Genomic DNA, 25,411 nt, shown 5'->3' on the forward strand with positions numbered 1-25,411 from the left:
GAGGAGCACGAAGATGCTGGGACCGATCATTCTCATCGCCATTTGCCTGATGCTGCTGGGGCTGTCGATCTATCTGTTCCTGCAAGGGCTGCGCAAGACCGCGAAGGAAAAAGTCCTCAATCGACTCGCCGCCGGACAACCGCAGCTGGCCGTCGAGCAGGCCAGGTGGGTGGGACTGGAACGGATGTTTTTACGTGCTGGACTGGGTCGGCCGAGCGAGCGTTTCGGTCTGTGGCTGAGCCTGTGGGCAGCGGCAATGGGCCTGGGATTTCTGCTCGCCAGCTGGGTCGGTCTGCTGATCATGTTGCTCGTCCCGCCCGTGGCGTTGCGGTTGTACATCGCCATTCGCTACCGGCAACGGATCCGTCGCATGATCGAACAACTGCCGCAACTGCTCGACCACACCGTGCGCAGCCTCAAGTCCGGGCGCACGCTGAGCGATGCGGTGCTGGGCGGCATCGAGGCCAGTGAAGCCCCTTTGAAAGCGGCCATGGGCCGGGTGCAGCGCAACGTGCAACTGGGGGTGAACCTGCCCGATGCGGTCAGCGATTTTGCCGAACTCTACGAGCAGGACGAACTGCGCATGTTCGCCCTCGGCCTGAAGGTCAATCACCGCTACGGCGGCAATGCCAGTGAGCTGCTGGAGAATCTGATCAAACTGATCCGCGAGCGTGACCAGGGCGCGCGGCAGTTGCGCGCGCTGACCGGGGAAACGCGCATGACCGCTTGGGTGCTCGGTTTGCTGCCTTTGATTCTGGTCAGTTACTTCATGCTGACCAACCCCGGCTACATGCTCGGCATGTGGCACGACGAAAGCGGCCAGACCATGCTGCTCAGCGCCGCCGTGTTGCAGGTGCTGGGCAGTCTGGCGCTGTGGCGCATGTTGCGGAGCGTTTGAGATGGTCTGGCTCGCGGCGTTGCTGTTGCTCCTCGGTTCGCTGTTATTGCTGGGCAATCACCTGCTCACCGAGCGCCGCCGCGTGCGACAGGTGCATCAGCGCTTGCATGGCCAATTGGTGCGGGAGAACCGTTTCGGCCACTGGCTGCGCGCGCTGGGCAACAGCCGTTTCGGCCGGGGCTCGGTGAGCATCGACAGCGAAACCCAGACCCTGCTCGGCCGCCTCGGCTGGCGCCGCGCCAACGAACGCGCGCTCTTCGCCGCCTGCCAGATCGGCACGCCGCTGCTCGCTCTGGGGCTGGCGATCTTTTTGCAGGAAGTGTTTTTCCCGCAGGCCAGTCACCGCTGGATGGCACCGATGTTCGCTGCGGGCGGCGGCTATCTACTGCCCAAACGCCTGCTCGCCTACGCCGCCGCCCGCCGACAGAAAGCCATCGCCGTGGAAATTTCCACGTTCATACCGCTGCTGCGCATCCTCTTCGAATCCGGCATGGCGGTGGAACAAGCGTTGCGCGTGCTCAGCGTCGAAGCACAGAAACTGCTGCCGGAACTGACCAGCGAACTGCGCCTGATCCTCAGCCGCGTCGACTCCGGTCTGGAGCTGGGGCAGGAGCTGAACAAGACCGCAGTGATGCTCGCGGTGGACGAATTCACCGACACCTGCGTGATCCTCCAGCAACTGATCCACCAGGGCGGCGGTGCGATGAAATCGCTGCTGGCGCTCAAGCAATTACTCGATGACCGACGCCTGACCCGGCTGCAGGAATACATCTCGAAAATGTCGGCGAAGATGTCGGTGGTGATGATGCTGTTTCTGTTTCCCGCCCTGCTGATCGTACTGGCCGGCCCGGGCTTCACCGCCATTGCCCGCGCGTTCGCAAACTGACCTTGGCTCATGGAGAGCGTTTGATGAAAGTACTGATAGTCATGGCAAGTCTGTTGCTGCTCAGCGGCTGCGCCACGGATGGCCAGGCGCCGTGGACCTCGCTGCTGTCGCCGTCCAGCTGCAGCAAACTCACGTCGGAGCAGGAACTGTCGCTGAACCTCGCCGATGATCTGGCCAGCGACGGCAAGCTCCACGCCAGCCTCGCCAACCTGCAAAGCCTGCCGGACAACCTCAGCGAAGTGCGCCTGCGCAAAGCCAAGGTCTATCGCCTGCTCGGTCGCAGCGAAGCCGAGCCGCTCTACCGCAGCCTGCTCGGCGGCTGCCTCACCGCCCAGGCCGAACATGGCCTGGGCCAGGTCTACGCCGCCCGCGGCGACAACGGCCAGGCCCAGGCCCACCTGCAACGCGCCGCACGCCTGGCGCCCACCGACGAAAAAATCCGCAATGATCTCGGCGTGGTCTACCTCAACCAACTGCGCCTCAACGAAGCGAAATTCGAATTCCTCACCGCCATCGAACTGAGTCAGAACAATCAACTGGCGACGCTGAACATGGTCACCCTGCTGCTCTACCAGAACGACTGGCCGCAAGCTGCGGAAATCGTCAGCCGCTCGAAACTGACCCCGGAACAATTCACCGAAGCGCAGCAACGCGCGGAAAAACTCAAAGCCCCGGCCAACGCCAAAGCCACACCCGGCGACCGCGTCGCCGCCTTCATCGACCCGCTACCGCCGACGCTCGAATAGGAGACAGCCATGACCATCCGCAAAGGCCTGTGCTACCTGACCCTGCTCACCCTGCCCCTCGGCGCCCACGCCATCGACACCGGCCCTGCTTCTGCGCAGCAGCAGGAAACCGAAGGCTGGCTGGTTCTGCAAAGCCGCAACAAAGCCGCCTCCCCCAAACCTCAGAGTGCAACAGCCACCGAACGCGAACTGGCGATGCGGCGCTGGCTGAAGAAATACCAGTACGAGATCCCGGATTTTTATGATCCGGATGCGGGCGGGAAGATCGAGAGCAAGAATTAGTTTGGTGGTGCCCTTGAAGGCCCCTTCGCGAGCAGGCTCGCTCCCACAGTCGACCGCGTGCTTTCGGTGGGAGCGAGCCTGCTCGCGAAGAACGATAACGCGGTTTCAACGCTGCGGATCAACCCGATCCAGCGCCCGATTCACGGCTAGCTCGGCCAGCATGACAATCTGCTGAATCGCCAACGCCGTGCTGCGCTGAAACCCGCTCAACTCGCCAGCGAAATTACTCGCCATCGCACTCGCTGACGCCAGCGACTCACAGGCATGCGCCAACAAGCTTTCGGTATCGACATTGGGCACCACCATGAACAGCGTGCTGGGCGGGTGCGGTTTTGCGGGTTCGGGGCAGAGATAGAAATCGAGCGCGCGTTTTATCGCTTCGCGGTTTTTCACAAGATCGTCGGCGCGCATGGCGTCTTCGAGCGGGGTGGTGGGGGATGGGGGTGGGTCTGGGATCAGTTTGTCCATGAGAACTCCTACTTGGCTGTGACGCCCTCTTCTGTCGTTTCCACACGACAAAAGGTGGCAGCTGTACGCAGGGTGGAAAACCGATAAGTAGGCAACCGGCCAGACCAAAGTCTGCCCACGCACAGCCGCCGCGACACAGTTTGCAGACGAACGAACACGCCGACAACGATTACGGTAGCAATGCAAAGCAACTACTTGAATTTCAGGTTTCCACACCTGGCCGCTGAGTTGTCAGCGACAGCCAGAGACTAGTGACCCGACGTCCGACGGACAACCTGAAAACCTTGTGGGAAGGTTCTGGCAAATCACACACAGATTTAAACAATCAAAACCAAAAGCACCCTCACCCTAGCCCTCTCCCAGAGGGAGAGGGGACCGACCGAGTTGTTTGGGCGAAGTACACCGACCTGAAATACCGGGTCGAACACAGATTTTGAAGCAGATCAAAAGCACCCTCACCCTAGCCCTCTCCCAGAGGGAGAGGGGACCGACCGAGTTGTTTGGGCGAAGTACACCGACCTGAAATACCGGGTCGAACACAGATTTTGAAGCAGATCAAAAGCACCCTCACCCTAGCCCTCTCCCAGAGGGGAGAGGGGACCGACCGAGTTGTTTGGGTCAGGTATGCCGACCTGAGATACCGGTCGAATGCAAATTTTGAACAACCCGCAAATCGGCTCCCTCTCCCTCCGGAGAGGGCTGGGGTGAGGGGCGAATCCAGCGCAAAACAAAAGCCAGACACCGCATGCTTTTCACCACTCAAAACAATGAGCGCAAGCTCGAGTAGCTTTTGATCTTGATCTGGGAGCCCGTCGGCAGGCTGAGTGGAGGGATTGATCCGGGCGTGGGAGCGCAGCGACCGTACGACGCAGTCGTACTCAGCGGAAGGAGGTGCAGCGAAGCAAACCGGAGCCGCTGCGCCAGGATCGATCCCGGAGCGAAGGAACCCCGAGCCCCAGCGAGCGGGCCGAACGTCAGGGCGAAGACCTTTTGGTTACTTTTGGGGCGTTTGCCAAAAGTGACCCGCCGTAAGGGCGGAACCGTAATCAGCGACACCAAAAAAAACGGATATTCACCCCCCCCAAAGCATGGTCGGCCCAAAGGCCGCCAAGTCAATGCGCAGTAACCCGCTGCCGCCCAGCAGATCCAACGGGCGAAAGGGCCAAAGCCAACTGCGTCCGATTATGCATATGCGTCAACCGCAACACCTGCGACACATAAAGCTTCACCGTGTTCTCGGTAATCCCCAACTCACAGGCAATCTGATAATTGGTCTGCCCCTTGCCCACCAACCGCGCCACATCCAACTGCCGGGGCGACAACTGACTGAACACCGCCGGCATCTCTACGGACTCAGGCTCACCATCACTCACCACCGGCACAGGCGAGCGCCGCACCTTGTCCAGATCCTGATAAAGGTCATCGATCGACTCGGACAAGAACTGCAACTTCTGATTCAGATGACCCAGATGCAGATTCTTCTGCCGTTCCTGCAAAGCCAGCTCCTGACGCTGCACCCCCTCGAGCAACTCAGCCAGATCAATCGGCTTCTGATAGTAATCGGCAATCCCCGCACGCAAGGCCTTGATCACATCCTGCTTGTCAGCGCGCCCGGTGAGCATGATCGCCTCGAACACCCGCTGCTTGCCGGCCAGCCGCTGCAAAGCCTGGATCAACTCGATGCCGTCCATGTCCGGCATGTGCAAATCACTCAGCACCAGACCGATGTCCGGGTCCGCCCTGAACAGCTCGATGGCTTCAAGGCTTGAGTCGCACGGCACGCAACGGTAGCCACTGCTCTCGAGAAACTCACAGAGTTCTTCGACGATCAGCGGCTGATCATCGACCACGAGGATTTTTACCGAATTAGGCTTGTTCACGAACCACTCCATTTGCTCGGCCAACGCTGACGATTCCTGCACTTTGGTGGCGTATTCGCCTGAATTGAAAGTAGACCCACTTTCCGACTATGTACATAGGACTAGTGGCACTCCGCGATCAGGTGATCCAGTACAGCGAAAGCACTACCCCTACCCACACGAACGGCGCAAATGGCAGCTTTTTTGACTTGTCCGGGGCCAGATGACGCAGATGCGCTCTAAGCCCTTGAGCCATATGAGGCCAGACTTTTGGCGCGAGCAGCAGCCACAGCACGCTGGCCAGGCCAGCGCCGATAAACGCGCCAAGAACGAATATGCCGTTCGTCGCAAGACCCAGGGCTGCCATTAATTTCACATCACCAGCGCCCATGCGGCCCATGAAATAACCGGGCAGCGTCAGCAGCAAAGCGATCAGGCAGGCCCAGCCGCCCTGCCCCGCGTCGGCGCCCAGCCAGGTGCTGCCGGTCGCCAGCAACCAGACCAGCGCCAGCGCGCCCACGCCTAACGTCAATGCGTTGGAAATTCGCCGCTGCCGGGCATCTTGCGCGGCGCAGATCGCCAGCCAGATCAGAACGAGAGAAATCTGCATCCGCTGAAAGCCGTCCGTTTTGCCTGATTGATTCTATGCTGATACTACGCAGTGACTGTCAGGGTAGACGCACGCATGAAAAACGGCTTTCGCAGGTCGCAAAAAGGTTCGGTGGCGATCGAATTCGCCTTGGTGTTCATCATCTTTTTCGCAGTGTTTTACGGGCTGGTCAGCTACGGCCTGCCCTTCGTGATGATGCAATCGTTCAACCAGGCCACCGCTGAGGCGGTGCGCCGCAGCGTTGCGGTGGACCCGACCACGCCGAACTATTCGACGGTAGTGGTCAACACCGCCAATGCTGCGCTGACCCAACAACTGCAATGGCTGCCCTCGGCCTTGAATCTGGTGGTCGGGACCGACACCAGTGCGGCTTACGACGCGGGGACCGGCACCCTGACCGTCAGCGTCAATTACCCGGTGAGCAAGCTCAATCAGATCATGCCGTTTCTGGTGCTGCCCGGGATCGGCACGGTGCCTAATCTGCCCACGCATCTCACCGCCCGCTCGAGCCTGCAATTTTGACCGCCGGCGATAAGCTTTTCGGGCGCTTGCTCAAGCGCGCCCCCGCCGCAGCCCACGAATTGCCGGACCACCTCGGCGCGCCGCCGATCGGCCTGCATTTTTATCTGGATGGCAACGGCGATGTGTTGCAGATCGCCGGCCCGCTGCGGCATTTGCTCGCCCAGCACAAACCTCAGGGTCAGCCGCTGCCGCTTCGCGCCTATCTGCTGCCGCATAGCCTGCTGAGCGTCGAAGGCCAGCCGCGGGACTGGCACGGGCAATTGCTCGATCTGGATTTCACCGGCCTGAATGATCAGCCGCTGCACCTTCGCGGCTGGGTGCAGCCACTAAACGATGGCTGGCAACTGCAGATGCTCGACATCGCCGACCTGTTGCTCGAACGTCAGCAAGCGCGCGACCGCGACGCCTGCCAGGCCCTCGCCGCGCAAGTCAGCGATCGCCTGCGCACCTGCAGCCTGACGCGTTTGCCGATGGTGCTCGGCGAACAATTGCAGGCCATCGCCCAGCGCTGGCACATCCCCTGCCTCGCCGTGGCGCTGCTCGATGAACAGGCCCAGGGCTGGCAGATTCATCAACAGTTTCGTGGCCATGACGCTCCACAATTGTGGGAGGACGGCCAGCCATTGGGCACGCCGCTGGACAGCCTCAACGGCAGCGCGCCGCAACGCCTCGCCGGCCCGCAGGGCCGCTATGAACATTCGCGATTGCAGGCCACGTTCGGCAACGCCAACGGTTTCGCCGTGCCCTACAGCAATGACCAGGGCGTGGTCGCGTGGCTGCTCTGTGGGTTTTATACGGTCGACAACGTGGCGCCATGGCTGACCGATCGCGACTGGCTGACCCTGGCCGGTGCGCTGGCCGGACCGCTGCTCAGCCGCTTGCGCGAGCAGCGCCATGTGCAATCGATGGAGCGTCTTGATTCCCTGCAAAACCTGCTCGGCACTGGCTGGTGGGAAATCAGTGCCGAAGAGCAGATTGCGCTGGCGCCGACGCTGGCCTCGGCACTGAATCTCAGCGATCACCTGCTGCCGGTAGAGGACTGGCTGTCGCTGTTTCATCCCGCCGACCGCGATGAATTGCGCAGCCGTTTGCGCGCCCTGCAACTGCAAGGAGAGGCGCTGACCCTGAGCTTGCGTCTGCACCGCACGGAGGCCGGCGCAGCAGTGACGTGGTATCGGATTCAGGGCCAGGTCAGCGGCAAGGGCGAACATCGGCGTCTGGTCGGATTCATGCTCGACATCAGCGACATCCAGAATCAACAGCAGCGCGCCGCTGCCGCCCATGCGCGGCTGGACAATCTGATCGCCAGTTCGCCGGCGGTGATCTACGTGCAGCGCTACGCAGAAGGCGCGTTGATCCCGGCGTTTTTCAGCGCCAGCCTGCAACCCTTGCTGGGCTGGACGCTGGAAGATTGCGACACGACAGCGCTGGTCGAGCGCGTGCACCCCGACGACCGCGAACTGTATTTCCAGCGCAACCGCCAGTTGCTGCGTGAAGGCTCGGTGCGTGCGCGTTATCGCCTGCGCGACAACCGTGGCGAGTATCACTGGCTGCTCGATGAGGCAAAACTGCTGCGCAATGATCTCGGGCTGCCGGTCGAGGCGGTGGGCCTGTGGCTGGATGTCACCGACGCGACGCTTGCCGCCGAGCAGGTGCGGCAGAGCGAGGAGCGCTACCGGATTCTGGTAGAGGATTCGCCGGCGATGATCTGCCGTTATCGCCCGGACCTGACGCTGATCTTTGGCAACCGACCCTTGGCGACTTATCTGGAATGCACCCCGGAACAACTGCCCGGGGTTGATCTGGGTGGCTGGATGTCCGAAGAACAGCGCGCAGCGTTCGTTCAGCGCTTGAGCCAACTGACGCCGCAACAGCCAGTGAGTACAGCGGAAATCAGCCTGCAATTGCCCGGACGCGAACACGCCTGGTGGGTCTGGTCGGATCGCGGCGTGTTCGATGAGCAGGGACAGTTGATCGAAGTGCAAGCGGTGGGCCGCGACAACACCGAGGTGCGGCGCTCGCAACAACAACTCACGCAAAGCGCGAAAATGGCTACCCTCGGCGAAATGGCCACCGGCCTCGCCCACGAAATCAACCAGCCGCTCAACGTGATGCGCATGGCCATCGTCAACGTGCTCAAGCGCCTCGGCAACGGTGATGTGCAGGTCGATTATCTGACCGACAAACTCAACCGTATCGACGCTCAGGTTCAACGCGCAGCGAAGGTGGTCGACCACATGCGTGTGTTCGGTCGCCGCTCGGAAATCGAACAACAGTTGTTCAACCCGGCCCAAGCCATCGAAGGCACCCTGTCACTGCTGGCCGAGGGCATGCGCGGCAAAGGTGTCGATCTGCGCATCAGCGAAACTGCCTTCGAGGCGCAGGTGCGCGGCTACGTCGATCAGCTGGAGCAGGTGCTGATCAACCTGATGGTCAACGCCCGCGACGCGCTGCTCGGCAAGCGCGAGCACGACCCGGCATTCAAACCGTGGATTTCAATCTACGCCGAGCGTGACGAGGAAAGCGTGCGGCTGTGGGTCGAGGACAATGGCGGCGGCATCGATCCGCGTTTGCTGGAGCGGATCTTCGAGCCGTTCTTCACCACCAAGCCGATTGGCGTCGGCACCGGCCTGGGCCTGTCGGTGAGCTACGGCATCATCGCCAACATGGGCGGCCAGTTGAGCGTGCGCAACTCCACGGAGGGCGCACGGTTCTGCATCGAATTGCCGATTGCCACGGATGATCAGATCACCAGATAGGCCTTGCCGGTCTGCCCGCAGGTCATGTTGGCGCCCACCTCGGTGTTCATCAGATTGATGCCCAGGCCTTTGAGCAAATTGTTCAACAACGGGTCGAGCAAGGGACTGATCAATCCGGTGACCACTGGCAACAAGCGGTTGCTGACGTCGCTGATCAACGAAGCCACACCGGTGACGACAGCGCCCAGCGGGTTGCTGCCCACGGGTTTGTAGACGATCAGGTTGATGCCCGACAGGGTGTTCGCCAGGCTGCCGACGATGTTGCTGGTCGGCGCGGCCGGCAGCAGGCTCGGCGGCAGTTTCAGATTGGCCGGGGTGGCGAAGGGTGTGGTGCTGGAGAACAGCAGATTCTGCGTGGTCTGCGCGACGCTGGTGTCGAGTTTGAGGGCGATGCCGCCCGCGCCGTATTGCACGTGGGAGGCGGCATCGCAACTGCCGATGCCGAGAATCTTGTGGCAGGTGATGATGCCGAGATCGACCAGCGGCAACGGCGTCACGGTTGGTTCGGCGACTGAAGAGAACGCGGCGACGGGATCGATCTTGCCGAGTTTGAGATCAGCCAGAGAAGTCGTGGTGGCGGCAGTCAGGCTTTTGCTGTCGGTATCGCCGGTCGGGCAGCGGTAATCGGTGACATAGCTTTTCGCCCCGCCGGCATCCAGCGCGATGTCGATCTGCGGTGAGGGCAGCAGCTTCGGATCGAGCTGTTGGCAGCCGGCACCCAACAGGCAGAACACTGAATTGAGCGTGTCCACCAGATTCAGGCTCAACAGCGCATTGAGCGTCGGCGTCAGCGTACCGACGAGGCCCAGCACCGCATTGGTCAGCCCCGTCACCCCCGAGAGCACCGGCAGATTCACCGACAACAACGTGCGCACCTGCGCCGTGCGCACATAAATCCGGTCCGGCCCCAACGGATCGGCCTTGGCCCGCGCAGGGTCGCCAATCGCCGAGAACTGCGGCGGCTCGATCACCTTCACCCGCACCGTGACACCGGCCAGCCCCAGCACGTTGACCGGCAAGGTCGCCGCCACCGCGCTCTTGCTGTTGGCCAGTTGCACCACGCCCTGCACCAGTTGCAGCAATTGCAGATTGGCATCCAGCCCCGCCGCCGTAGTGCCGGTCTGCAGTTGCAGGATCTCGCCGAGTCTGACCGGCGCCGCGTTGATCGCGGCGACCTGCAACTGGCCCAGCGCGGTGACCACTTGCGCGGTTGCGCCGTTGAGCTGCACCACCGTCGCCGCTGCCTGAATCAGTTGCGTCACGGTCGCTTGGGTATTGAGCAACTGCGTGTAATTGCCGGCGCCGACGTTGAGGTCGATCGCCAGTTGATCGAGGTATTTGAGCAGGTTGATATCGGTGCGCAGCAAACCGTCCCAGCCCAACGCCGTGAGGTTGACGTTGCCGCCGAGCAACCCGGAAAACAGCGGATTGAGGATGTTCGACTGCGCCGTGTCGATGCTGGCGAGGGTGCTGCGGATATTCAGTTGGGCGATGGTCGGCTGCGGTTTGGCCGCGACTGCCGATGCATTGAGGGTGGTATTGAGGCTGACCGGCGTGGCGCTGAACAGCGCCTGCACACCACCAGCAAAACTGCTGGTGACCGTACGACTGGCGGCGACTTTGACTGCGCTTGATTGCGTGGCATCGACGGTGAAACTGCGCAAACCGCTGGCAGCGGTGGCCAGCGTGCCGCAAGTGGTGACGAGCGTATTGGCGGCGTCCACCACGTAACCATTGCGCAGCGCACTTTGCCCGGCATAACTGGCGGCGCTCAGCCCGGGCAGGCAATTGCCGCCGCGACTGACCGCTTCGAGGGCGGCGGTATCGACCACCCGCTGCAATTTGCGCTGTTCCATGTACAAGCGACCGCTGTCGACCACCAGCAACATCATCACCAGCGCCAGACTCAGGGTGGCGGCTGCCATCAAGCCGATCGCCCCGCGTTGCCGGGCCGGGCCGTTGCCTTGCGATCCTCGCGACATGGCGCACTCCTTTGCCGGCGCAGTGCCGAGCGCTACCTCCGTTGGTGAAAATGAGTGTAGACGCGGTCGGTCGAGAGTGCTGGCGTGGCGCCATTCCTGTCACCACCGCCACGGTGGGAGCGAGCCTGCTCGCGAAAGCGTCGTGCCAGAGGATTCAATGCTGAATGACACACCGCCTTCGCGAGCAGGCTCGCTCCCACAGGGACGGTTCAGAGCGGTTCAACGCGGTGGATAGTTGGCCAGAATCCGTGCGACGGTCTCGCGAATGGCATTGCTGCGGTCAGCCGGATTCGGGCGGTTGCTGAGCATTTGCTCATCGCTGCCACGCCAGACCAGTTTGCCGTCCTTGCCGTCGAGCAGGTCGATCTGAATGGTCGCGACCTTGTAGGTGATGTTGCGCGTTTCGTTGTACATCGGCGCGCCCCAGTAGCCGTTCCACGGGCCGCCCCAACCGCCGCCGTAATTGGTCGTCACTTGCTGCTGCCGGTCCTCGACGATCAGGTAGGTCTGCACGCTCAGATCACCCTTGCCACCGCCAGCGGCCGGGCGCAAACCGCGCTGATCGAGTTGATCGGACACCGCCTGGCGGATGCGCTGTTCGGTCAGGTCACTTTTGATGCGCGGATCATCGGGGCGATATTGCAGGGCCGGGTCTTTCCAACTCCAGCTGCGATACGCGGCAAAGTCGCGGCTGGCGTCGAAATCGTGATTGACCTGATTGGCGGCGCAGGCACTGAGCAGCGCAGCAACAGCGAATAGAGCGAGACGGCGGAACATGATTTTTCTCCGGGTGAAGACATGAACCTGCTGACACGACGTCAGCTGGGAGGATACGCCGCCATGGCTTTTTCCACAGCCTCGCGGATCGCATCGGCGCGTTCGATCTGATTGCCTTGGGTGCCGGTCTCGGCGCTGGCGCTCCACACTGGCTGACCATTGCCGGCATCGAACAGATCGACCCGCACCACTACGACCTGCTCTTGATAGGTGCGCACGATCGGCACGCTGTTGTACATGCCGTAACCACGACCATAACGATCATAGCCGCCGTATCCACCGTAGTAGCCGTAATCATCGCGCACCTGACGCAAACGGGTCTCCAGACGCAGATCGGCGCTGACCAGCAGGTCCGCCGGGCGGTTGTCGCGCATCGGCCGCAAGCCGCGCTGGTCGAGGGCGTTGCTGACCGCCTCGGCCACCTGCGCCGAGTCGGCCCACGCCGTGCCCGGCGGCAACTGCCCGTTGCGCCAGGCCCAGTTGCGGTAGCGCCCGTAATCACGCGGCGGCGCCGGGTAGGCGCTGCGGTCGAAGGTGGTGGCGGCTTGCGGCGGTGCCGGCGGCAACGGCCGTGACTGGGCCACGTAGGGGTTGCTGCCCTGGCAAGCGGCCAACCCCAGACTTATCAGCAATAACCCGCATCGAGCTTTCATGTCGCGCTCCGCTCAGATCGGCCGGCAGATCCAGTGCAAGTAACGCCCAAGCCCGGCGAAGCCTGGGTGACGACGGTGCGCGAGTTCCATTTCCAGCAAGTCCGCCAGTTCGGCGCGGGCCTGGAATTCCACCGGCATGTAATCGTGAAATACCCGTACGCCGCTCTGACTTTCGACCTGCCACATACCGGCGAGTTGCGTTGCCAATTCCCTTGGGTCGAGGGGCTGTTGCGGGGTCAGGCTCTGCTTCTCGCCGGCCATGACGTTCTTGCGCATTTTCTTGAAATGGCCCTTGAGCAGATTGCGATAAATCAGCGCATCACGGTTGTAGAACGCCAGCGACAGCCAGCCGCCAGGCTTGGTCAACTGATGCAGCACCGGCAGGATCGCGTGGGGTTCGGCGAGCCATTCCAGCACGGCGTGGCAGATCACCAGATCGTAGGGCTCGGTGAGCTGACCGGGCAGTTCCTGCCACGGCGCCTGAATGAATGTCGCGGTGTGTCCGGCCTCGGCAAAACGCTGGCGCGCACCCTCGAGCATCGGTTCAGCCGGCTCGGTGAAGGTGACGTCATGGCCGCGCTCGGCCAGCCACAGCGACATATGCCCCAGGCCCCCGCCGATATCCAGCACGCGCAGCGGCCGATCCGGCAAGGCCTCGGTCAGATCGGCCTGCAACACGGCGAGGCGAATCGCGCCTTTGGCGCCGCCGTAGATTTTTTCGGCGAAGCGCGTGGCCAACTGGTCGAAATGACGGTCGCTCATCAGCTGAACCGCCGTTCGCTGTCGGCGAGCTTGGCGCGCACCACTTCATTCATGTCCAGACCCAGTTCGCTGCACAGCAGCAACAGATACAGGACGATATCGCCGACTTCCTGCCCGGCGTGGGCGAGCTTGTCCGCCGGCAACTGGCGCGACTGGTCTTCTGTCAGCCACTGGAAGATTTCCACCAGCTCGGCCATTTCCACGCTGGCGGCCATGGCGAGGTTTTTCGGGCTGTGAAATTGCCGCCAGTCATTGCGGTCGCGAATGGCATGCAGGCGTTCGGTCAGTTCAACAAGGTTCATCGGGCTCTCCTGAAGACGCATAGCTTCGGGGGGATGCGGGCTGAAGGCAAGCAGCGCAGATGATCTATTGTGGGAGCGAGCCTGCTCGCGAAAGCGATGGATCATCCAGACCGGATTTGCCTGACACGCCCCCTTCGCGAGCAGGCTCGCTCCCACACATGATCCGGGCAAACCTTCTATCATGCAGGGAACTCGGCCGCCCTCGGCGTGGCCCAAGGCTCAGCTCTTTCATCAGGGATGCACACATGCGTGTAGAAAGCTTTTTCGAATGGCTCGGCCAGGCACTCGGTTCGATCATCCGCTTTATCGTCGACGGCCTCAGTGGCCTGTTCAATATGCTCAGCAACGCCGGCGGCAACTTTGTCGACGGCCTGGCGCAGACGCTGGGGATGGACACCTCGATCATCAGCATCATCGCGCTGATCGTAGGCCTGATGCTGCTGTGGTCGGCGATCCGGGCATTCATGAACGCGTCGATCATTGCCGGGATCATCTGGTTGTTGCTGGGGTTGTGGTTGTTGAGCTGGATTATTCACTAGCGCTTCAAAAGCCCCTCACCCCAGCCCTCTCCCAGAGGGAGAGGGCGCTGACCGCGTTGCTTTGAAATTCTCCACCGACCTGCAATATCGAGTCGAACTCACGCTTGAGAACGACGAAGATCGGCCCCCTCTCCCTCTGGGAGAGGGCTGGGGTGAGGGTGTTTCTGCCGCTACAATCCCCGCTCCCCCAAGGAGCCTGCATGTCCTCACTGATTACCGACTGGCGCGACCGCCCGACTCACCGCAAGGTCTGGGTGCTCGCCGCGCCGATGATTCTTTCCAATATTTCCGTGCCGCTGGTGGCGCTGGTCGACAGCACTGTCATCGGTCACTTGCCCCATGCCCATCAACTGGGCGCGGTGGCGGTCGGCGCCAGTCTGTACACGTTTCTTGCCTGGGCGATGGGTTTTCTGCGCATGGGCACCACCGGATTTGCCGCCCAGGCTGCCGGGCGCAGCGATGGCGCGGCGTTGCGGCAGATTCTCTTGCAGGGCCTGCTGCTGGCAATGGGGCTGGCCGTCGTGCTCGGCACTCTTGGCGTGCCGCTCAGCGGCGTCGCTCTGCACTTCATGCAGCCGTCGGCGGAGCTGGATCAGCTGACCCGGGAGTTTTTCCACACGCGCCTGTTTGGCCTGCCCGCCGCGCTGGCGACGTATGCGCTGGTCGGCTGGTTCCTCGGCACGCAGAACGCCCGAGCGCCGCTGGCGATTCTGCTGAGCACCAACCTGATCAACATCGTCCTCAATCTTTGGTTTGTCATTGGCCTGGACTGGGGCGTGGTCGGCTCGGCGCGGGCTTCGGTAATCGCCGAATGGAGCGGCGCCCTGCTCGGCCTGTGGCTGACGCGCACGGCATTGCGCGCCTATCCGGGGCAGATCATCTGGTCGGCGCTAAGAGTCTGGCAGAGCTGGCGGCCGCTGCTGGCTGTCAACCGTGACATTTTCATCCGCAGCCTCGCCCTGCAATCGGTGTTCTTCCTGATCACCGTGCAGGGCGCACGGCTCGGCGATGCGACCGTAGCGGCCAACGCGCTGCTGCTCAACGGCCTGCTGCTGACGGCCCACGCACTGGATGGCCTGGCCCACGCGGTCGAAGCCTTGTGCGGCCATGCCATTGGCGCACGGGATCGCCTGGCATTGCGTCGATCGCTGGTGGTGGCCGGCGGCTGGTCGCTGATCGCCAGCCTCGGATTCGCTGTGCTGTTTCTGCTGGCGGGGCACCTGTTCATCGAGATGCAGACCGATATTCAGAGCGTGCGCGAGACGGCGTTCGTCTACCTGCCCTACCTCGCCGTGCTGCCGTTGATTGCGGTGTGGAGTTACCTGCTCGACGGCCTGTTCATCGGCGCCACCCGTGCGCGGGAAATGCGCAACGGCATGCTGCTGACGGTGCTGCTGTTGCTGCCGTTCGCCTGGTTTTTGCAGACATTGGGCAATCACGGCCTGTGGATATCTTTTCTGCTGTTCATGGTCTTGCGCAGCGTGACCCTTGGCGCGCAAGCCCTGTGGCTGAAACGCAGCGATGGCTGGTTCAGCAGCAAGGCTCACTGATCAGAAAAGTCAGTCCGCCGCGCCCCACTGCCGACGCAAAAAATCGAGCCGTTCCGGCTGCGTCAATCCGGCCGGCGGCACAACCAGCACGGCGCGCGGATTGAGCAGGCGCAGCCACAGCCAGCCATCGAGCACAGCACGATCGCTGAAACCCAGCGCCAGACCTTGTTGCACATGCACAGCGATCGTCTGGTAATCAACGCTCAGAGACTGGCACCAGCGCCAGATGTGCTGCTCCAGCAGACAGGTTTGCAAGCGCTCGCGCTGGCGCCGGGTCAGGCTTTCTTCGATGCCCAAAGGTTCGACGAGCAGGCCGGGATTGCGCAGCTGTTGCCAGCCCTGACTGCCAATGGCGCGGTCGGCCCAGGTGCCGCCAAACCAGCGCAACTGGCGGATCGGCCCGAGCCAGCGACTCAGTTGCGCGGCGTCGCAGGCGTCGAAGAAGTAGCTGGCGGTCTGACGGTTGTAATAGCTGAGCAAGGCCCGGTGATTCAAACCGAACGAGACGGTAAGCATGCGCTGCAAGTGGCTGAGCAGCTGCTGCGCCGGTATTTCGCAGCTCAGCAACAGGCCACGCCAGGTATCCGGATCGCGCAGGCACAAGGCGGTCAATGCCGGACTCTCGCGCAAGTCGACGAGGACCGGGCCGTGCTCGCTGACCGGTTGAAGTTCGGTGCCGTCAAACAATCGGTGCCGCTGCACATCGGCAAAGCCCTGGCGCAAGGTCAGCAGGGCGCGTGCCGCGTCCGGGGTGTCGAGCAACAGCCATTGCGCCATGGGCTCAAGCGCCGCGCCGCTCATCGTGCGCTGCTCTGATCGAGCGCGGTGAGCAGCCGGCAACTGCACACGGACTCGGCGCAGTGGTTGAAGCTGCCACCGCCCGGCATCAGGCACAGCAGCAGCAACGGCTCGCCAGACTGCAACAGTTGCTGCAACCCATCGCTCACCAGCAGTTCTGGGAGCGATACCGGTTCATCGTCCTCGACCGCAGCCTCTGGCAACACCGATGGCTGAAGCACGCCACTGACCACCGGCTGATCGGGATCGCCCTCAAGAAAACTCACCACCACTTCCACACCATCAGCGAGTGCCGCCGAGGGCAGCTCGTTCAAGTCAGGCGCGAGGGGCAGCCAGCAATGACTCGGCGAAGCCCCTTCGCCCTGATAGAGCCAGTCGAATTGCACCGCCACCGGCCGCGAGCAATCCGGCTGCGGCTCATCGACGGTGACCACCCAGGCTCGCTGCAGGCTGTGCATGCGCTGCTTGGACTGCGCAGCGGCAGGCGCACAGACGGGTACCCGCGCGGCCGCGAACAGGCGATTGCAATAGGGCGGTTCGAGAGACTGATCGGCACGGTGCTCGATGCGGGTCAGCAACCATGGGCGGTTGCATTCGATGAAAGGATGGTCGTCCAGGGGCAACCACTGACCGCTGCGCAAGGCGGGCAGATCGCTGTGGCCTTCGGCACTGGGGCCTCGCTGGCTGGCCTGCGAGTCTTCGTGCAGTTGCCATTGGCGGACGGCTGGAGCGACGCCACGCTGGTCATGCTGGCCCTGATAGGGCGCGACGTCTGCATGGGGCATTCGCGTCGGATCGTCGCCGAACACCAGGCAGTGCCTGTCGCGGTGATGCTCGAAGTAATAGTGAATGCGCGCCTCTGCGCACAGGCGCTGGAGCAGTTGCAGATCGGATTCGCGGTATTGCGTGCAGAAGGTGCGGGTCGGGTAGTCGCTATGCAGGTCGAAACGTCGTTGCAAGCCGACGATGCCATGCTCGCGCAGAACCTGTTCGATGATCTGCGGCACGCAGCGGCCACTGAAAATGCGCTGGCTCAAACGCAGGTCGAGGCAGTCGAGCCTCGGCCCGAGACGCACTCGACACAAACGCAAGCCATGGCCATGCTCGTGCTGGACAAGGCTGTGCAACTGGCCGTGCACACCCTGGCCGGGCGAGCCGAAGCACAGGAACGCAGAACGATGCAGCAGGCTGGCAAGATCCAGATGCGGATCGTCGATCACCACATCGATCTCGAAGGCAAAGGGTTCGCTGAGCGCTTCCCTTCCGGTAAAGGCGAGAACTTCGAAGGGGTCGGACAGGCCCGCTACATCGAGACGAAACGACGGCTCGTTGACTGGATCGAACATGGGCGGATCTCTACAGGAGGGGCGGCCGGGGATTCTCGCCGAGAGCCATGGCCGAGTAGAGAGGCGAAGTACAACTTAGGAAATGACCTACGCGAAAAGCAGACCAGATGAGTTTGCTGACCGTGATCGCACAGGTTTTCGTGAAAAAATCAGGAGATGTCCCACCGGGTTATCCGAATTTTCCACAGCTTGCGGAAAAAAATCGGACAACCCGGGCGGAACGCTATCGGGTCTCAGGAAGACAGATAGGAGGAGCGCGTCAGGCCCAGACGCAAGGCATCGAGGAACTGCGTGCGCTCGCTGGCACTGATGCGGGCACTGGCGCATTTGTCGCGGTAGTGGGTCATCAGTTCTTCCGGCGACAAGTGCACGTAACGCAGCATGTCTTCGATGGTGTCGTGGGTCTCGATACCGGCGTGGTACACGCTGCCATCGGCGTTCTGGTAGATATTCACCGAGTCGGTGTCACCGAACAGGTTATGCATGTCGCCGAGGATTTCCTGATAGGCGCCGACCAGGAACACGCCCAGCAGGTAATCCTCGCCTTCATTCAACGCGTGCACCGGCAGGCTGGTTTCGATGCTCTGCTCGTCGACGTACTGGTTGATCTTGCCGTCGGAGTCGCAGGTCAGATCCTGCAGCACCGCACGGCGCAGCGGCTCTTCGTCGAGGCGATGCAGCGGGATGATCGGCAACACCTGATCGATCGCCCAGGTGTCCGGCAGGCTCTGGAACACCGAGAAGTTGCAGATGTACTTGTCGGCCAGCTTGTCGTTGAGTTCGTCGAGCACCTGGCGGTGCGAACGCTGACGCGCTTTCAGCGAGTTGTGCAGGCGACGGCACACGGCGAAGTAGCACTGCTCGGCGAGGGCTTTTTCCGCCAGGGTCAGCTTGCCATCGGCATACTGCGCGGCCACGTCGCTCATGTAGTGGGTGGCGCGCCAGTAGGTTTCGGTGACCATTTCGATGTCGGTCGGGCCGAGCAGATCGACCAGCCACTGCACGGTTTCCGGCAGGCTTTCCTTGTTTTCGATCAGCGGGATTTCGTCGTTGTGTTTCTCGACGTCGGTGACCTGCACAACCAGCATTGCGTGGTGCGCAGTCAGCGAACGGCCACTCTCGGAGAAGATGTGCGGATGCGGCAGACTCTGCGCGTCGCAGAATTCCTTGAGCATGCCGACCACGACACCGGCGTAATCGTCCATGTCGTAGTTGATCGAACTGGCGTTGCGCGAATGCGTGCCGTCGTAGTCGACACCGAGGCCGCCGCCGACGTCGATGTGATCGACCGGCAGACCGAGGTTGCGCAATTCGCCGTAATAACGGATCGCTTCCTTGAAGCCGTGCTGATAGTCAGCGAGGTTGGCGATCTGCGACCCCATGTGGAAGTGCAGCAGGCGGATGCCCTGATCCAGACCGGCGCCACGGAAGCGCTCGACCACCGACAGCAGTTGCGCCGCCGACAGACCGAATTTGGATTTTTCGCCACCGGTGTCCGCCCATTTCGACGAGGCCAGCGACGACAGGCGCACGCGCAGACCCACCTGCGGCTTGACCTTCAGCGAGGCGGCTTCTTCGATCACCAGGCCGACTTCGGACTCTTTCTCGATGACGATGAACACGTTATGGCCGAGCTTCTGGCCCATCAGCGCCAGACGGATGAACTCGCGGTCCTTGTAACCGTTGCAGACGATGGTGCCGCCCTTCGGCGCCAGCGCCAGCACCGCCAGCAGCTCAGGCTTGGAGCCGGCTTCCAGACCGATGGAGACGTTCTGGGTGGCGATGATGTTCTCGATCACCGCTTCTTGCTGGTTGACCTTGATCGGGTACAGCGCAGTGTATTTGCTCTGGTATTCCAGGCGCTCGATGTTCGAATCGAAAGCACCGGTCAACTGACGGACACGGTCTTGCAGGATGTCGGGGAACCGCACCAGCAGCGGCAAGGACAAACCGCTCTTGCGCAGTTGGTCGACTTGCTCGAACAGATCGATAGGCGAGCTGCTCGGGCCGTTCGGACGTACTTCGACGCGACCGGCTTCATTGATCGCGAAATACCCGGCCCCCCAATGGCGAATCCCGTAAACGCTGCGGCTGTCCGCAACTGTCCATTGGCTGCCATCGTCTTTACGTGTGCGTCGTACGGACATCGAAGTCCCCTATAAAGAAGTCAGAGTGCGTCGCCTGAAGTGCAGGCCGGCGCAGTCTAAAGAATGAAAATGACGGTTCGTCAGTGCGGCGGTAGACCGCACTGACTGCGTGGAGTTTAGAAACCGGTCATGAACAGGCTCTGTGAAAACCATGGCGACGACGCCGGATCCGAGAACACTCGAAGCCGGATCAAGCCGCCGGAGGGTTTCACAGAGGCTGCTAGCCGCCGGACTTCTTCGCTTTGAAACCGTGCTTGATCAGCTCTGCCAAGAGTAGCTCGACGTGATCGCCCTGGATTTCGATGATGCCGTCCTTCAACGCCCCGCCGGTGCCACAACGTTTCTTCAACGTCGTCGCCAGCTCCTTGAGCGCGTCTTCGGCCAAGGGCACGCCGGTGATGGTGGTCACCGTCTTGCCGCCACGGCCCTTGCTTTCGCGACGCACGCGGGCAATGCCGTCACCGGCCGGGATCACGGTTTGTTTGCAGATACAGGCGTCCACCGGCTTGCTGCATTCCGGGCAATGACGACCTGCGTCGGTGGAAAATACCAGGCCGCCCAGGGCGGCGAAGGATGCGGCTTTCTTGGCCACCGGCAATCCTCTCGGGAGGACAAAGACTGATCGCAACCTTGGGCAAGGTCAGCGACCGCGAAGCCCCACTCAGGCAGGGGCAGCGCTACTGCATCGGAAAACTTTGGACGCTGGACTGAATCTGTAGGAGCTGACGAGTGCAACGAGGCTGCGATCTTTTGATCCTGATCTTTAACGGCAAGATCAAAAGATCGCAGCCTTCGGCAGCTCCTACGGTAAATCTGCAGGCCAACCTCAAGCTATCCGGTGCAGCTTGAAAAGGTCGCGCAGTGTAACGGCAAAAATCGCGATTGCTAAGTGCCAATCGGCGCCAATTCATGTGTTCTTTGCGACGTTGCTTTGCTGCGCCTTGAGATAGCGCCTTAACGCGGCCAGAGAGTCCGGGCAATAAGGCTTTTCGCTGATTTCGCGCATGACCTGTTCGACAGGGATGAATCGCGCTTCGAGGACTTCTTCCGGCTGCAGTTTCAGCGGCCCGTCCCATACAGCGGAAAATGCCGAACACCACAGACGGTTGCCGGTGTCTTCGAAATAGAAGTGATCGTGAGCGGTGAGTTCGACGCCGCTGACGCCCAACTCTTCTTCCAGCTCGCGCGCCGCCGACTCGGCATAACTTTCGTCGGCCTGGACCATGCCGCCTGCGGCAACATCCCAGTAACCAGGATAAATCGCCTTGCTCAACGTACGGCGGTGCACGCACAGCTCACCGGCGGAATTGAACAGCATGATGTAAGTGCCACGGCCAATCAGCCCGCGCTCACGCAAATCTGAGCGCACCAGAGCGCCGAGCAGGTTGTCCTGTTCGTCGACCCAGGCGATCTGTTCAGCGTCCGAGGCGGCGCGATGGGCCGCCTCTCTTGTAGTCTGGCTCACGTATCAGCCCTGATTGAGCAGTTGACGCAAATCGATCACCGCAGCGTTGGCCCGGGAAATGTAGTTGGCCATGACCAGCGAGTGGTTGGCCAACACGCCGAAACCGCTGCCGTTGAGGATCATCGGGCTCCAGACCGGCTCTTGCGAAGCCTCCAGCTCACGGATGATCTGGCGCACGCTGACGGTGGCGTTCTTCTTCGCCAGCACATCGGCGAAGTCGACTTCGATGGCGCGCAGCAGATGCGACAGCGCCCAGGCCTGACCGCGCGCTTCGTAGAACACGTTGTCGATCTGCATCCACGGGGTTTCCACGACTTCTTCGTCAACCTGCGGCACTTCGCCGACTGCCGGAACTTCGGTCTTCAGGGCAGTGTTGAGCTTGACCCGGCCGACACTGGCCGACAGGCGTTGCGACAGCGAACCGAGACGGGTACCGACATCGCCCAGCCAGTTGTTGAGGTTGTCGGCGCGGGCGTAGAACAGCGCGTTTTTCTGATTCGGATCAGACAAGCGCGACTGATAACGGCTCAGGGAGTTGATGCCTTCCTGGTATTCCGACTCGCTGGACGGCAGCACCCAGCTCTTGTTATCGAAGTTGAAGCGTGGTTCGGCCTTGGCCAGATCGGCGTCTTCGGCCGACTGCGATTGCGAACGGGCAAAATCCTTGCGCAGGGCGCGGGTCAGGTCACGCACCTGCACCAGCACGCCGTATTCCCAGCTCGGCGTGTTGTCCATCCACAGGCCCGGCGGGAAACGGTCATTGGAAATGTAACCGCCCGGCTTGTTGAGCAAGGTGCCGGCAACGGTCTTCAGGGTCTCGACCGTGGTGTAGCCGACCACCATTTGCTTGCCTTCTTTCTCGGCAGCGACCTGGGCGTTCTGCGCCACCGGAAACAGTTCCGGCTCCTGGCTCCAGTACCAGCCCAGCGCGATGGTGACCAGCAAATACAGACCGATCACTGTGGCCAGCGCCCGGCTGAACAGCAGCCCGCCGACATAGCTGCGGGTGGCCGACTTGGGCTCGGCGGCACGTTCAGGCGCGCTGCCCGCGCGGTTTTTCCAGTCCAGCATGGCGATATCCTTTCAATCACTTGGGTTCAACGGTTCGACCACAACCATACAACAACGTGCCAAGGCCTAGCACCCGCTATCGCGGTACTGGCGCAAAACAAGCGAAGGACGTCGCGAACGAAAGGATAGACGCAGCTTTCAGACGTTGAAGATGCGCAGCGAAAGCTGCCGCACTTGGTCGTCGGTAAACAGATGTGCAATGCCTTGGGCGTCAGTTCGGCGCTGACTGGGTATTCCATCAATCGTGGCGATGTAGGCCTGCGCAGGCAAAGGCTCACCAGTCACACTGTCGACCAGACGAAAGATTCGCGCGGTGCGGGTTGGCTGCTCGGGAGGGTTGTTCATAAGCTCGAGCACGGCCTGTTGGAACACCGCTTCGGCGCCCTGCCAGTAGCCATAGTCGGCTTCGGCTTTGATCAGGCACCATTCACCCTGTTTGATCTGCGCCAGGACTTCGCTGTCCAGATTGATCATCAAACCGGCCCGCAGTTGATCCAGACCTTCGAGCGGTTGGCGCATGCTCAACAGACTGCTGACGTGCTCCAGCGCCTCTTCCACGCAACAGACATGCTGGCGCTCGTGGTCGGTCAGGCTCAGTTCACGGACCAGCCTCACCGAAGTCCCTCGCCTTGCCACTCGTCCGAACCCATCGTCCGGCTGATTTCGTGGCGCCAGTAGATGCGCCGATAGCTGAAGTGGACTTTCTCCAGCTGGGTGAGATGCGACGTGGCCGTGTCGAGACAGTTCGGCATCAATAGTTCGCTGCCGACGACCAACGCATCCTCCAGCTCCACCGTGTAGAAGTGCTCCTGCACGCCGCTGGCCGACGTGCGATAAAACTCCACGCGGCATTCGCTCAGCAACTCGCCGCTGGACAGCGCCATATTCAGCAAGGCGAAGCCTTGTCGAGGGTTTTGGTGATGATCAAGGGCCTGTGCATCCGCCGCCCGGCGCCCTGATCCTTGGGTATGTACATGCCATGACTGAGGGCCTGAACCATGATCTTGTCTTCGCGCCCGCTCTGGTAGGTATTGCCCACCGAGGCTTCAGTGAAAGCGCCGGCGGTGATCAGGCCCTGGCGGCTGCCGTGGATGGTCATGAAGGCTGGGATGGGCATGGAATGGCTCCTTTTTCGGGTAGGGGTGGGAGGAAGTGATGGGATTCGAGGCGGCGATCTTCGATTTCGTCGAAAGGAATCCAGGGTTTCGCCACGGCGAGAGTGATGAGGTAGCGCTCCTGATCGAGATGTCTGGAATCTCTGAAGCGTCCTAGAATCAGCATTGCCTGGTATTTGTCGCCGGCCTGCCAAAATGACCGCCCAGAAAGCACTCCTTGTCTGACGTATGCGCGCCAATCGGGGGTGTCCGTAATTGTCGGGTCGCCCTGCGTACCCATCGGTTTCCAGCCTTTTGCGCACCATTGGCTCTGCAGATCGGTAACAACCTTCATGGCGTCCTCAATCAGCAGAGGTTCGATTTGCGGAGACATGCGGATGCTCACGGTCAGATTATTGACGAACGTCACGGTGAAAAACCGAGCCAGCGGCGTCTCGAACCCGTACTGCGGATCAACGAAGCGCAGACGTGCATCCGTCTTCGGAATGCCACCGGAAACAGTCTTGCTGCCGCGATCCCACACACTGAACGGAGCGGTTGAATGTGCCTCCATGTACTCGTAGGTTTCGCCGATCCTCAAGGTAATGACTGGATCATTCCATAGCGGCTGCATCAATTGCCGCAAGGCGGCCAGTGCAGCAGCCACACAAACAATCATCCACACCCAGCGACGTCGGCTGATTTGCCGAAGGCGCAAGCTCATCAGCCCTCCTCCCTGAGCGCAATCTCGCGGATTGACTGCGCCAACAACGCCTTGTTGCTGTCGTTGAGCAACAGATCAAAACGACTTGCCGCCCGCAGCACAAACTTCATTCGCTGGTCGATATCGGACAAATCCGCCAGCGGGCTGCTATCAAAATCAATGGTCCGGCCATCATCGACACGCTGGCATTGGCTGGTCAGCGTCAGCTCGATGGCCTGAGCGACGCCGGAAGGGAAGTTGGTGACATAAGAAAAATGATTGCCGCGCAAAAGCGCAACCAGGTGGCTGTTTTCGTAAATGGTCGGCTGGAGAATATTTTGCTGCTCGTGCCACGCCAAATGCTTCACGCTTTCGGCGATTTTCCCAGCCTCTATTGCTTCAAAGGCCACCTCTATCTCGGGATATGCATCCCCGAACCTGAGGGTGTCTTGCCCGACCGGCCAAAGCACCGGCCACTTCGCATGCCCTTGAATCTTCTCCCGGTCGCGAAGACATTTCTTCAACTCCGCCAATCCCCGCACCGCATAGAACTGATGCAACGGATAAACATCCAGAAACAGCGTGGTATTACCCATCGCCATCATTTCGTAGACATGCCGGAACTGTTGCTCGGCCACCGACAGCTCTTCACCTGGCACCCGGGCATCCATGACAGACAGCGGATTACGCGCCTGAGCCTGTTGATATTCACGCAGGTCTTCGGCCTGTCCCGGCATTTTTTCCGGCGTGAGCAATCCGGATTCGCGTCGGCTGTCTCGCAGCCGCTGCCGCGCTTCGTATTCCTCGCGGATGCGTTCGATACTCTGTGCCGCATGCAGCAAGCCACAGCCGACCTGCTTGGAGGCAAACGCCGCCAGGCCCGCCCATTGAAAACGTGAGTCGTGCAACCACAACCGGGCATAAGCCGCGTTGATCGCCCGGTTGCGCGCGACCGGATCGGCAATCAGCACGCCGTTCGGGGCGACAATTGCCTCGGCGGCGCGCTGATAGCGCCGCCAGAGGCATTGGCAGGTCAGCACTGGCACCTCTGTCACCTGCACCCGCTCGCCGTACAACAGCTCTTCGTCGCAAGCGCAGTCGTCGATGGGCCTGATGTTGTGATTGAGGCGCTGGGCATCACTGGCGAGTTCGGTGAAACATTGGCTCATGATGGAAGGGCGGCAGCTAGGGG

At 61.5% G+C, this 25,411-nt stretch carries 25 protein-coding genes and 1 pseudogene; 8 read left to right on the forward strand and 18 right to left on the reverse strand.

Annotation, left to right across the window (positions count from 1 at the left end; translation table 11 throughout):
• Positions 1–13 precede the first annotated feature (13 nt).
• Genes AB4N48_RS21160 through AB4N48_RS21175 form a run of 4 tightly spaced genes read left to right on the forward strand, consistent with a single transcriptional unit; the run spans position 14 to position 2,812 of the window.
• Complete coding sequence (locus AB4N48_RS21160) at positions 14–898, forward strand: type II secretion system F family protein (protein WP_406228184.1); 885 nt, start codon at positions 14–16, stop codon at positions 896–898.
• Between the two features lies 1 nt (position 899).
• Positions 900–1,784, forward strand: coding sequence for a type II secretion system F family protein (locus tag AB4N48_RS21165; RefSeq protein ID WP_460094265.1), 885 nt, complete (start codon positions 900–902; stop codon positions 1,782–1,784).
• Positions 1,785–1,807: 23 nt separating this feature from the next.
• On the forward strand, positions 1,808–2,530 hold the full coding sequence (locus AB4N48_RS21170) for a tetratricopeptide repeat protein (RefSeq protein WP_150741613.1): 723 nt from the start codon (positions 1,808–1,810) through the stop codon (positions 2,528–2,530).
• 9 nt (positions 2,531–2,539) lie between these two features.
• Positions 2,540–2,812, forward strand: coding sequence for a DUF3613 domain-containing protein (locus AB4N48_RS21175; RefSeq protein WP_150741614.1), 273 nt, complete (start codon positions 2,540–2,542; stop codon positions 2,810–2,812).
• 105 nt (positions 2,813–2,917) lie between these two features.
• Here the strand turns inward: AB4N48_RS21175 and AB4N48_RS21180 are convergent, their stop codons facing one another.
• From AB4N48_RS21180 to AB4N48_RS21190, 3 genes are all read right to left on the reverse strand, one after another.
• Complete coding sequence (locus AB4N48_RS21180) at positions 2,918–3,280, reverse strand: DUF6124 family protein (RefSeq protein WP_041480653.1); 363 nt, start codon at positions 3,278–3,280, stop codon at positions 2,918–2,920.
• A 1,112-nt stretch (positions 3,281–4,392) separates the two neighbouring features.
• Positions 4,393–5,172 (reverse strand): response regulator, encoded by a 780-nt coding sequence (locus AB4N48_RS21185; RefSeq protein ID WP_370695132.1) that lies wholly within the window; start codon positions 5,170–5,172, stop codon positions 4,393–4,395.
• 106 nt (positions 5,173–5,278) lie between these two features.
• Entirely contained in the window at positions 5,279–5,749 is a 471-nt protein-coding gene (locus AB4N48_RS21190; protein ID WP_315435347.1) for an A24 family peptidase, read from the reverse strand.
• 75 nt (positions 5,750–5,824) lie between these two features.
• On the opposite strand from AB4N48_RS21190, the gene AB4N48_RS21195 reads away from it, so the two are divergent.
• A complete protein-coding gene (locus AB4N48_RS21195) occupies positions 5,825–6,271 on the forward strand; it encodes a TadE/TadG family type IV pilus assembly protein (protein WP_315435348.1) in 447 nt (148 codons plus the stop codon).
• On the forward strand, positions 6,268–9,030 hold the full coding sequence (locus AB4N48_RS21200) for a PAS domain-containing sensor histidine kinase (RefSeq protein WP_460094267.1): 2,763 nt from the start codon (positions 6,268–6,270) through the stop codon (positions 9,028–9,030). Before AB4N48_RS21195 ends, AB4N48_RS21200 begins: the two co-directional genes overlap by 4 nt.
• Here AB4N48_RS21200 and AB4N48_RS21205 read toward each other — a convergent pair.
• The 5 genes from AB4N48_RS21205 to AB4N48_RS21225 form a co-directional block, all read right to left on the reverse strand.
• The gene (locus AB4N48_RS21205; RefSeq protein ID WP_460094268.1) at positions 9,015–11,012 is read right to left on the reverse strand and encodes a pilus assembly protein TadG-related protein; all 1,998 of its coding nucleotides are present in this window, start codon (positions 11,010–11,012) and stop codon (positions 9,015–9,017) included. The two genes, AB4N48_RS21200 and AB4N48_RS21205, sit on opposite strands and share 16 nt — an antisense overlap.
• Before the next feature lie 219 nt (positions 11,013–11,231).
• Complete coding sequence (locus tag AB4N48_RS21210) at positions 11,232–11,789, reverse strand: DUF4136 domain-containing protein (RefSeq protein WP_056787721.1); 558 nt, start codon at positions 11,787–11,789, stop codon at positions 11,232–11,234.
• Positions 11,790–11,830: 41 nt separating this feature from the next.
• Positions 11,831–12,442, reverse strand: coding sequence for a DUF4136 domain-containing protein (locus AB4N48_RS21215; RefSeq protein WP_056787719.1), 612 nt, complete (start codon positions 12,440–12,442; stop codon positions 11,831–11,833).
• Positions 12,443–12,454: 12 nt separating this feature from the next.
• Positions 12,455–13,204, reverse strand: a complete 750-nt coding sequence (locus tag AB4N48_RS21220) for a methyltransferase (protein WP_024011431.1) — start codon at positions 13,202–13,204, stop codon at positions 12,455–12,457.
• Positions 13,204–13,506 carry a MazG-like family protein gene (locus AB4N48_RS21225; RefSeq protein ID WP_016771852.1) on the reverse strand — a complete coding sequence of 101 codons (303 nt, stop codon included), beginning with the start codon at positions 13,504–13,506 and terminating at the stop codon, positions 13,204–13,206. Before AB4N48_RS21225 ends, AB4N48_RS21220 begins: the two co-directional genes overlap by 1 nt.
• A gap of 245 nt (positions 13,507–13,751) precedes the next feature.
• On the opposite strand from AB4N48_RS21225, the gene AB4N48_RS21230 reads away from it, so the two are divergent.
• Both AB4N48_RS21230 and AB4N48_RS21235 read left to right on the forward strand, forming a co-directional pair.
• Positions 13,752–14,045, forward strand: coding sequence for a hypothetical protein (locus AB4N48_RS21230; protein WP_073471796.1), 294 nt, complete (start codon positions 13,752–13,754; stop codon positions 14,043–14,045).
• Positions 14,046–14,245: 200 nt separating this feature from the next.
• Complete coding sequence (locus tag AB4N48_RS21235; RefSeq protein ID WP_460094269.1) at positions 14,246–15,595, forward strand: MATE family efflux transporter; 1,350 nt, start codon at positions 14,246–14,248, stop codon at positions 15,593–15,595.
• A 9-nt stretch (positions 15,596–15,604) separates the two neighbouring features.
• Here AB4N48_RS21235 and AB4N48_RS21240 read toward each other — a convergent pair whose 3' ends face one another.
• The 10 genes and pseudogenes from AB4N48_RS21240 to AB4N48_RS21285 all read right to left on the reverse strand — a co-directional run bounded on the left by AB4N48_RS21240 (position 15,605) and on the right by AB4N48_RS21285 (position 25,388).
• Positions 15,605–16,396, reverse strand: coding sequence for a DUF4123 domain-containing protein (locus AB4N48_RS21240; RefSeq protein WP_460094270.1), 792 nt, complete (start codon positions 16,394–16,396; stop codon positions 15,605–15,607).
• Positions 16,393–17,739, reverse strand: coding sequence for a type VI secretion system Vgr family protein (locus tag AB4N48_RS21245; protein ID WP_460094271.1), 1,347 nt, complete (start codon positions 17,737–17,739; stop codon positions 16,393–16,395). Before AB4N48_RS21245 ends, AB4N48_RS21240 begins: the two co-directional genes overlap by 4 nt.
• A 233-nt stretch (positions 17,740–17,972) precedes the next feature.
• The gene (gene speA, locus AB4N48_RS21250; RefSeq protein ID WP_016771856.1) at positions 17,973–19,886 is read right to left on the reverse strand and encodes an arginine decarboxylase; all 1,914 of its coding nucleotides are present in this window, start codon (positions 19,884–19,886) and stop codon (positions 17,973–17,975) included.
• A 220-nt stretch (positions 19,887–20,106) separates the two neighbouring features.
• The gene (locus tag AB4N48_RS21255) at positions 20,107–20,478 is read right to left on the reverse strand and encodes a translation initiation factor Sui1 (RefSeq protein ID WP_007914613.1); all 372 of its coding nucleotides are present in this window, start codon (positions 20,476–20,478) and stop codon (positions 20,107–20,109) included.
• Between the two features lie 315 nt (positions 20,479–20,793).
• The gene (locus tag AB4N48_RS21260; RefSeq protein WP_041480663.1) at positions 20,794–21,351 is read right to left on the reverse strand and encodes an NUDIX hydrolase; all 558 of its coding nucleotides are present in this window, start codon (positions 21,349–21,351) and stop codon (positions 20,794–20,796) included.
• 3 nt (positions 21,352–21,354) lie between these two features.
• A complete protein-coding gene (locus AB4N48_RS21265) occupies positions 21,355–22,422 on the reverse strand; it encodes a DUF2333 family protein (protein ID WP_041480664.1) in 1,068 nt (355 codons plus the stop codon).
• Positions 22,423–22,560: 138 nt separating this feature from the next.
• Complete coding sequence (locus tag AB4N48_RS21270) at positions 22,561–23,037, reverse strand: hypothetical protein (RefSeq protein ID WP_122601518.1); 477 nt, start codon at positions 23,035–23,037, stop codon at positions 22,561–22,563.
• Positions 23,034–23,539: pseudogene (locus tag AB4N48_RS21275) on the reverse strand (Hcp family type VI secretion system effector). The gene AB4N48_RS21270 and the pseudogene AB4N48_RS21275 overlap by 4 nt, the downstream one beginning before the upstream one ends.
• Positions 23,518–24,240, reverse strand: coding sequence for a hypothetical protein (locus AB4N48_RS21280; RefSeq protein WP_177434211.1), 723 nt, complete (start codon positions 24,238–24,240; stop codon positions 23,518–23,520). Before AB4N48_RS21280 ends, AB4N48_RS21275 begins: the two are co-directional and overlap by 22 nt.
• The gene (locus AB4N48_RS21285; protein WP_150638335.1) at positions 24,240–25,388 is read right to left on the reverse strand and encodes a DUF2515 family protein; all 1,149 of its coding nucleotides are present in this window, start codon (positions 25,386–25,388) and stop codon (positions 24,240–24,242) included. The genes AB4N48_RS21280 and AB4N48_RS21285 overlap by 1 nt, the downstream gene beginning before the upstream one ends.
• Positions 25,389–25,411 lie beyond the last annotated feature (23 nt).

The sequence above is a fragment of the Pseudomonas sp. S2_C11 genome (assembly GCF_054668395.1).

Coding starts and splice junctions, on each gene's coding strand:
- AB4N48_RS21160 (WP_406228184.1), top strand. CDS start 14: ATGCTGGGACCGATCATTCTCATCGCCATTTGCCTGATGCTGCTGGGG.
- AB4N48_RS21165 (WP_460094265.1), top strand. CDS start 900: ATGGTCTGGCTCGCGGCGTTGCTGTTGCTCCTCGGTTCGCTGTTATTG.
- AB4N48_RS21170 (WP_150741613.1), top strand. CDS start 1,808: ATGAAAGTACTGATAGTCATGGCAAGTCTGTTGCTGCTCAGCGGCTGC.
- AB4N48_RS21175 (WP_150741614.1), top strand. CDS start 2,540: ATGACCATCCGCAAAGGCCTGTGCTACCTGACCCTGCTCACCCTGCCC.
- AB4N48_RS21180 (WP_041480653.1), bottom strand. CDS start 3,280: ATGGACAAACTGATCCCAGACCCACCCCCATCCCCCACCACCCCGCTC.
- AB4N48_RS21185 (WP_370695132.1), bottom strand. CDS start 5,172: ATGGAGTGGTTCGTGAACAAGCCTAATTCGGTAAAAATCCTCGTGGTC.
- AB4N48_RS21190 (WP_315435347.1), bottom strand. CDS start 5,749: ATGCAGATTTCTCTCGTTCTGATCTGGCTGGCGATCTGCGCCGCGCAA.
- AB4N48_RS21195 (WP_315435348.1), top strand. CDS start 5,825: ATGAAAAACGGCTTTCGCAGGTCGCAAAAAGGTTCGGTGGCGATCGAA.
- AB4N48_RS21205 (WP_460094268.1), bottom strand. CDS start 11,012: ATGTCGCGAGGATCGCAAGGCAACGGCCCGGCCCGGCAACGCGGGGCG.
- AB4N48_RS21210 (WP_056787721.1), bottom strand. CDS start 11,789: ATGTTCCGCCGTCTCGCTCTATTCGCTGTTGCTGCGCTGCTCAGTGCC.
- AB4N48_RS21215 (WP_056787719.1), bottom strand. CDS start 12,442: ATGAAAGCTCGATGCGGGTTATTGCTGATAAGTCTGGGGTTGGCCGCT.
- AB4N48_RS21220 (WP_024011431.1), bottom strand. CDS start 13,204: ATGAGCGACCGTCATTTCGACCAGTTGGCCACGCGCTTCGCCGAAAAA.
- AB4N48_RS21225 (WP_016771852.1), bottom strand. CDS start 13,506: ATGAACCTTGTTGAACTGACCGAACGCCTGCATGCCATTCGCGACCGC.
- AB4N48_RS21230 (WP_073471796.1), top strand. CDS start 13,752: ATGCGTGTAGAAAGCTTTTTCGAATGGCTCGGCCAGGCACTCGGTTCG.
- AB4N48_RS21235 (WP_460094269.1), top strand. CDS start 14,246: ATGTCCTCACTGATTACCGACTGGCGCGACCGCCCGACTCACCGCAAG.
- AB4N48_RS21240 (WP_460094270.1), bottom strand. CDS start 16,396: ATGAGCGGCGCGGCGCTTGAGCCCATGGCGCAATGGCTGTTGCTCGAC.
- AB4N48_RS21245 (WP_460094271.1), bottom strand. CDS start 17,739: ATGTTCGATCCAGTCAACGAGCCGTCGTTTCGTCTCGATGTAGCGGGC.
- speA (WP_016771856.1), bottom strand. CDS start 19,886: ATGTCCGTACGACGCACACGTAAAGACGATGGCAGCCAATGGACAGTT.
- AB4N48_RS21265 (WP_041480664.1), bottom strand. CDS start 22,422: ATGCTGGACTGGAAAAACCGCGCGGGCAGCGCGCCTGAACGTGCCGCC.
- AB4N48_RS21280 (WP_177434211.1), bottom strand. CDS start 24,240: ATGAGCTTGCGCCTTCGGCAAATCAGCCGACGTCGCTGGGTGTGGATG.
- AB4N48_RS21285 (WP_150638335.1), bottom strand. CDS start 25,388: ATGAGCCAATGTTTCACCGAACTCGCCAGTGATGCCCAGCGCCTCAAT.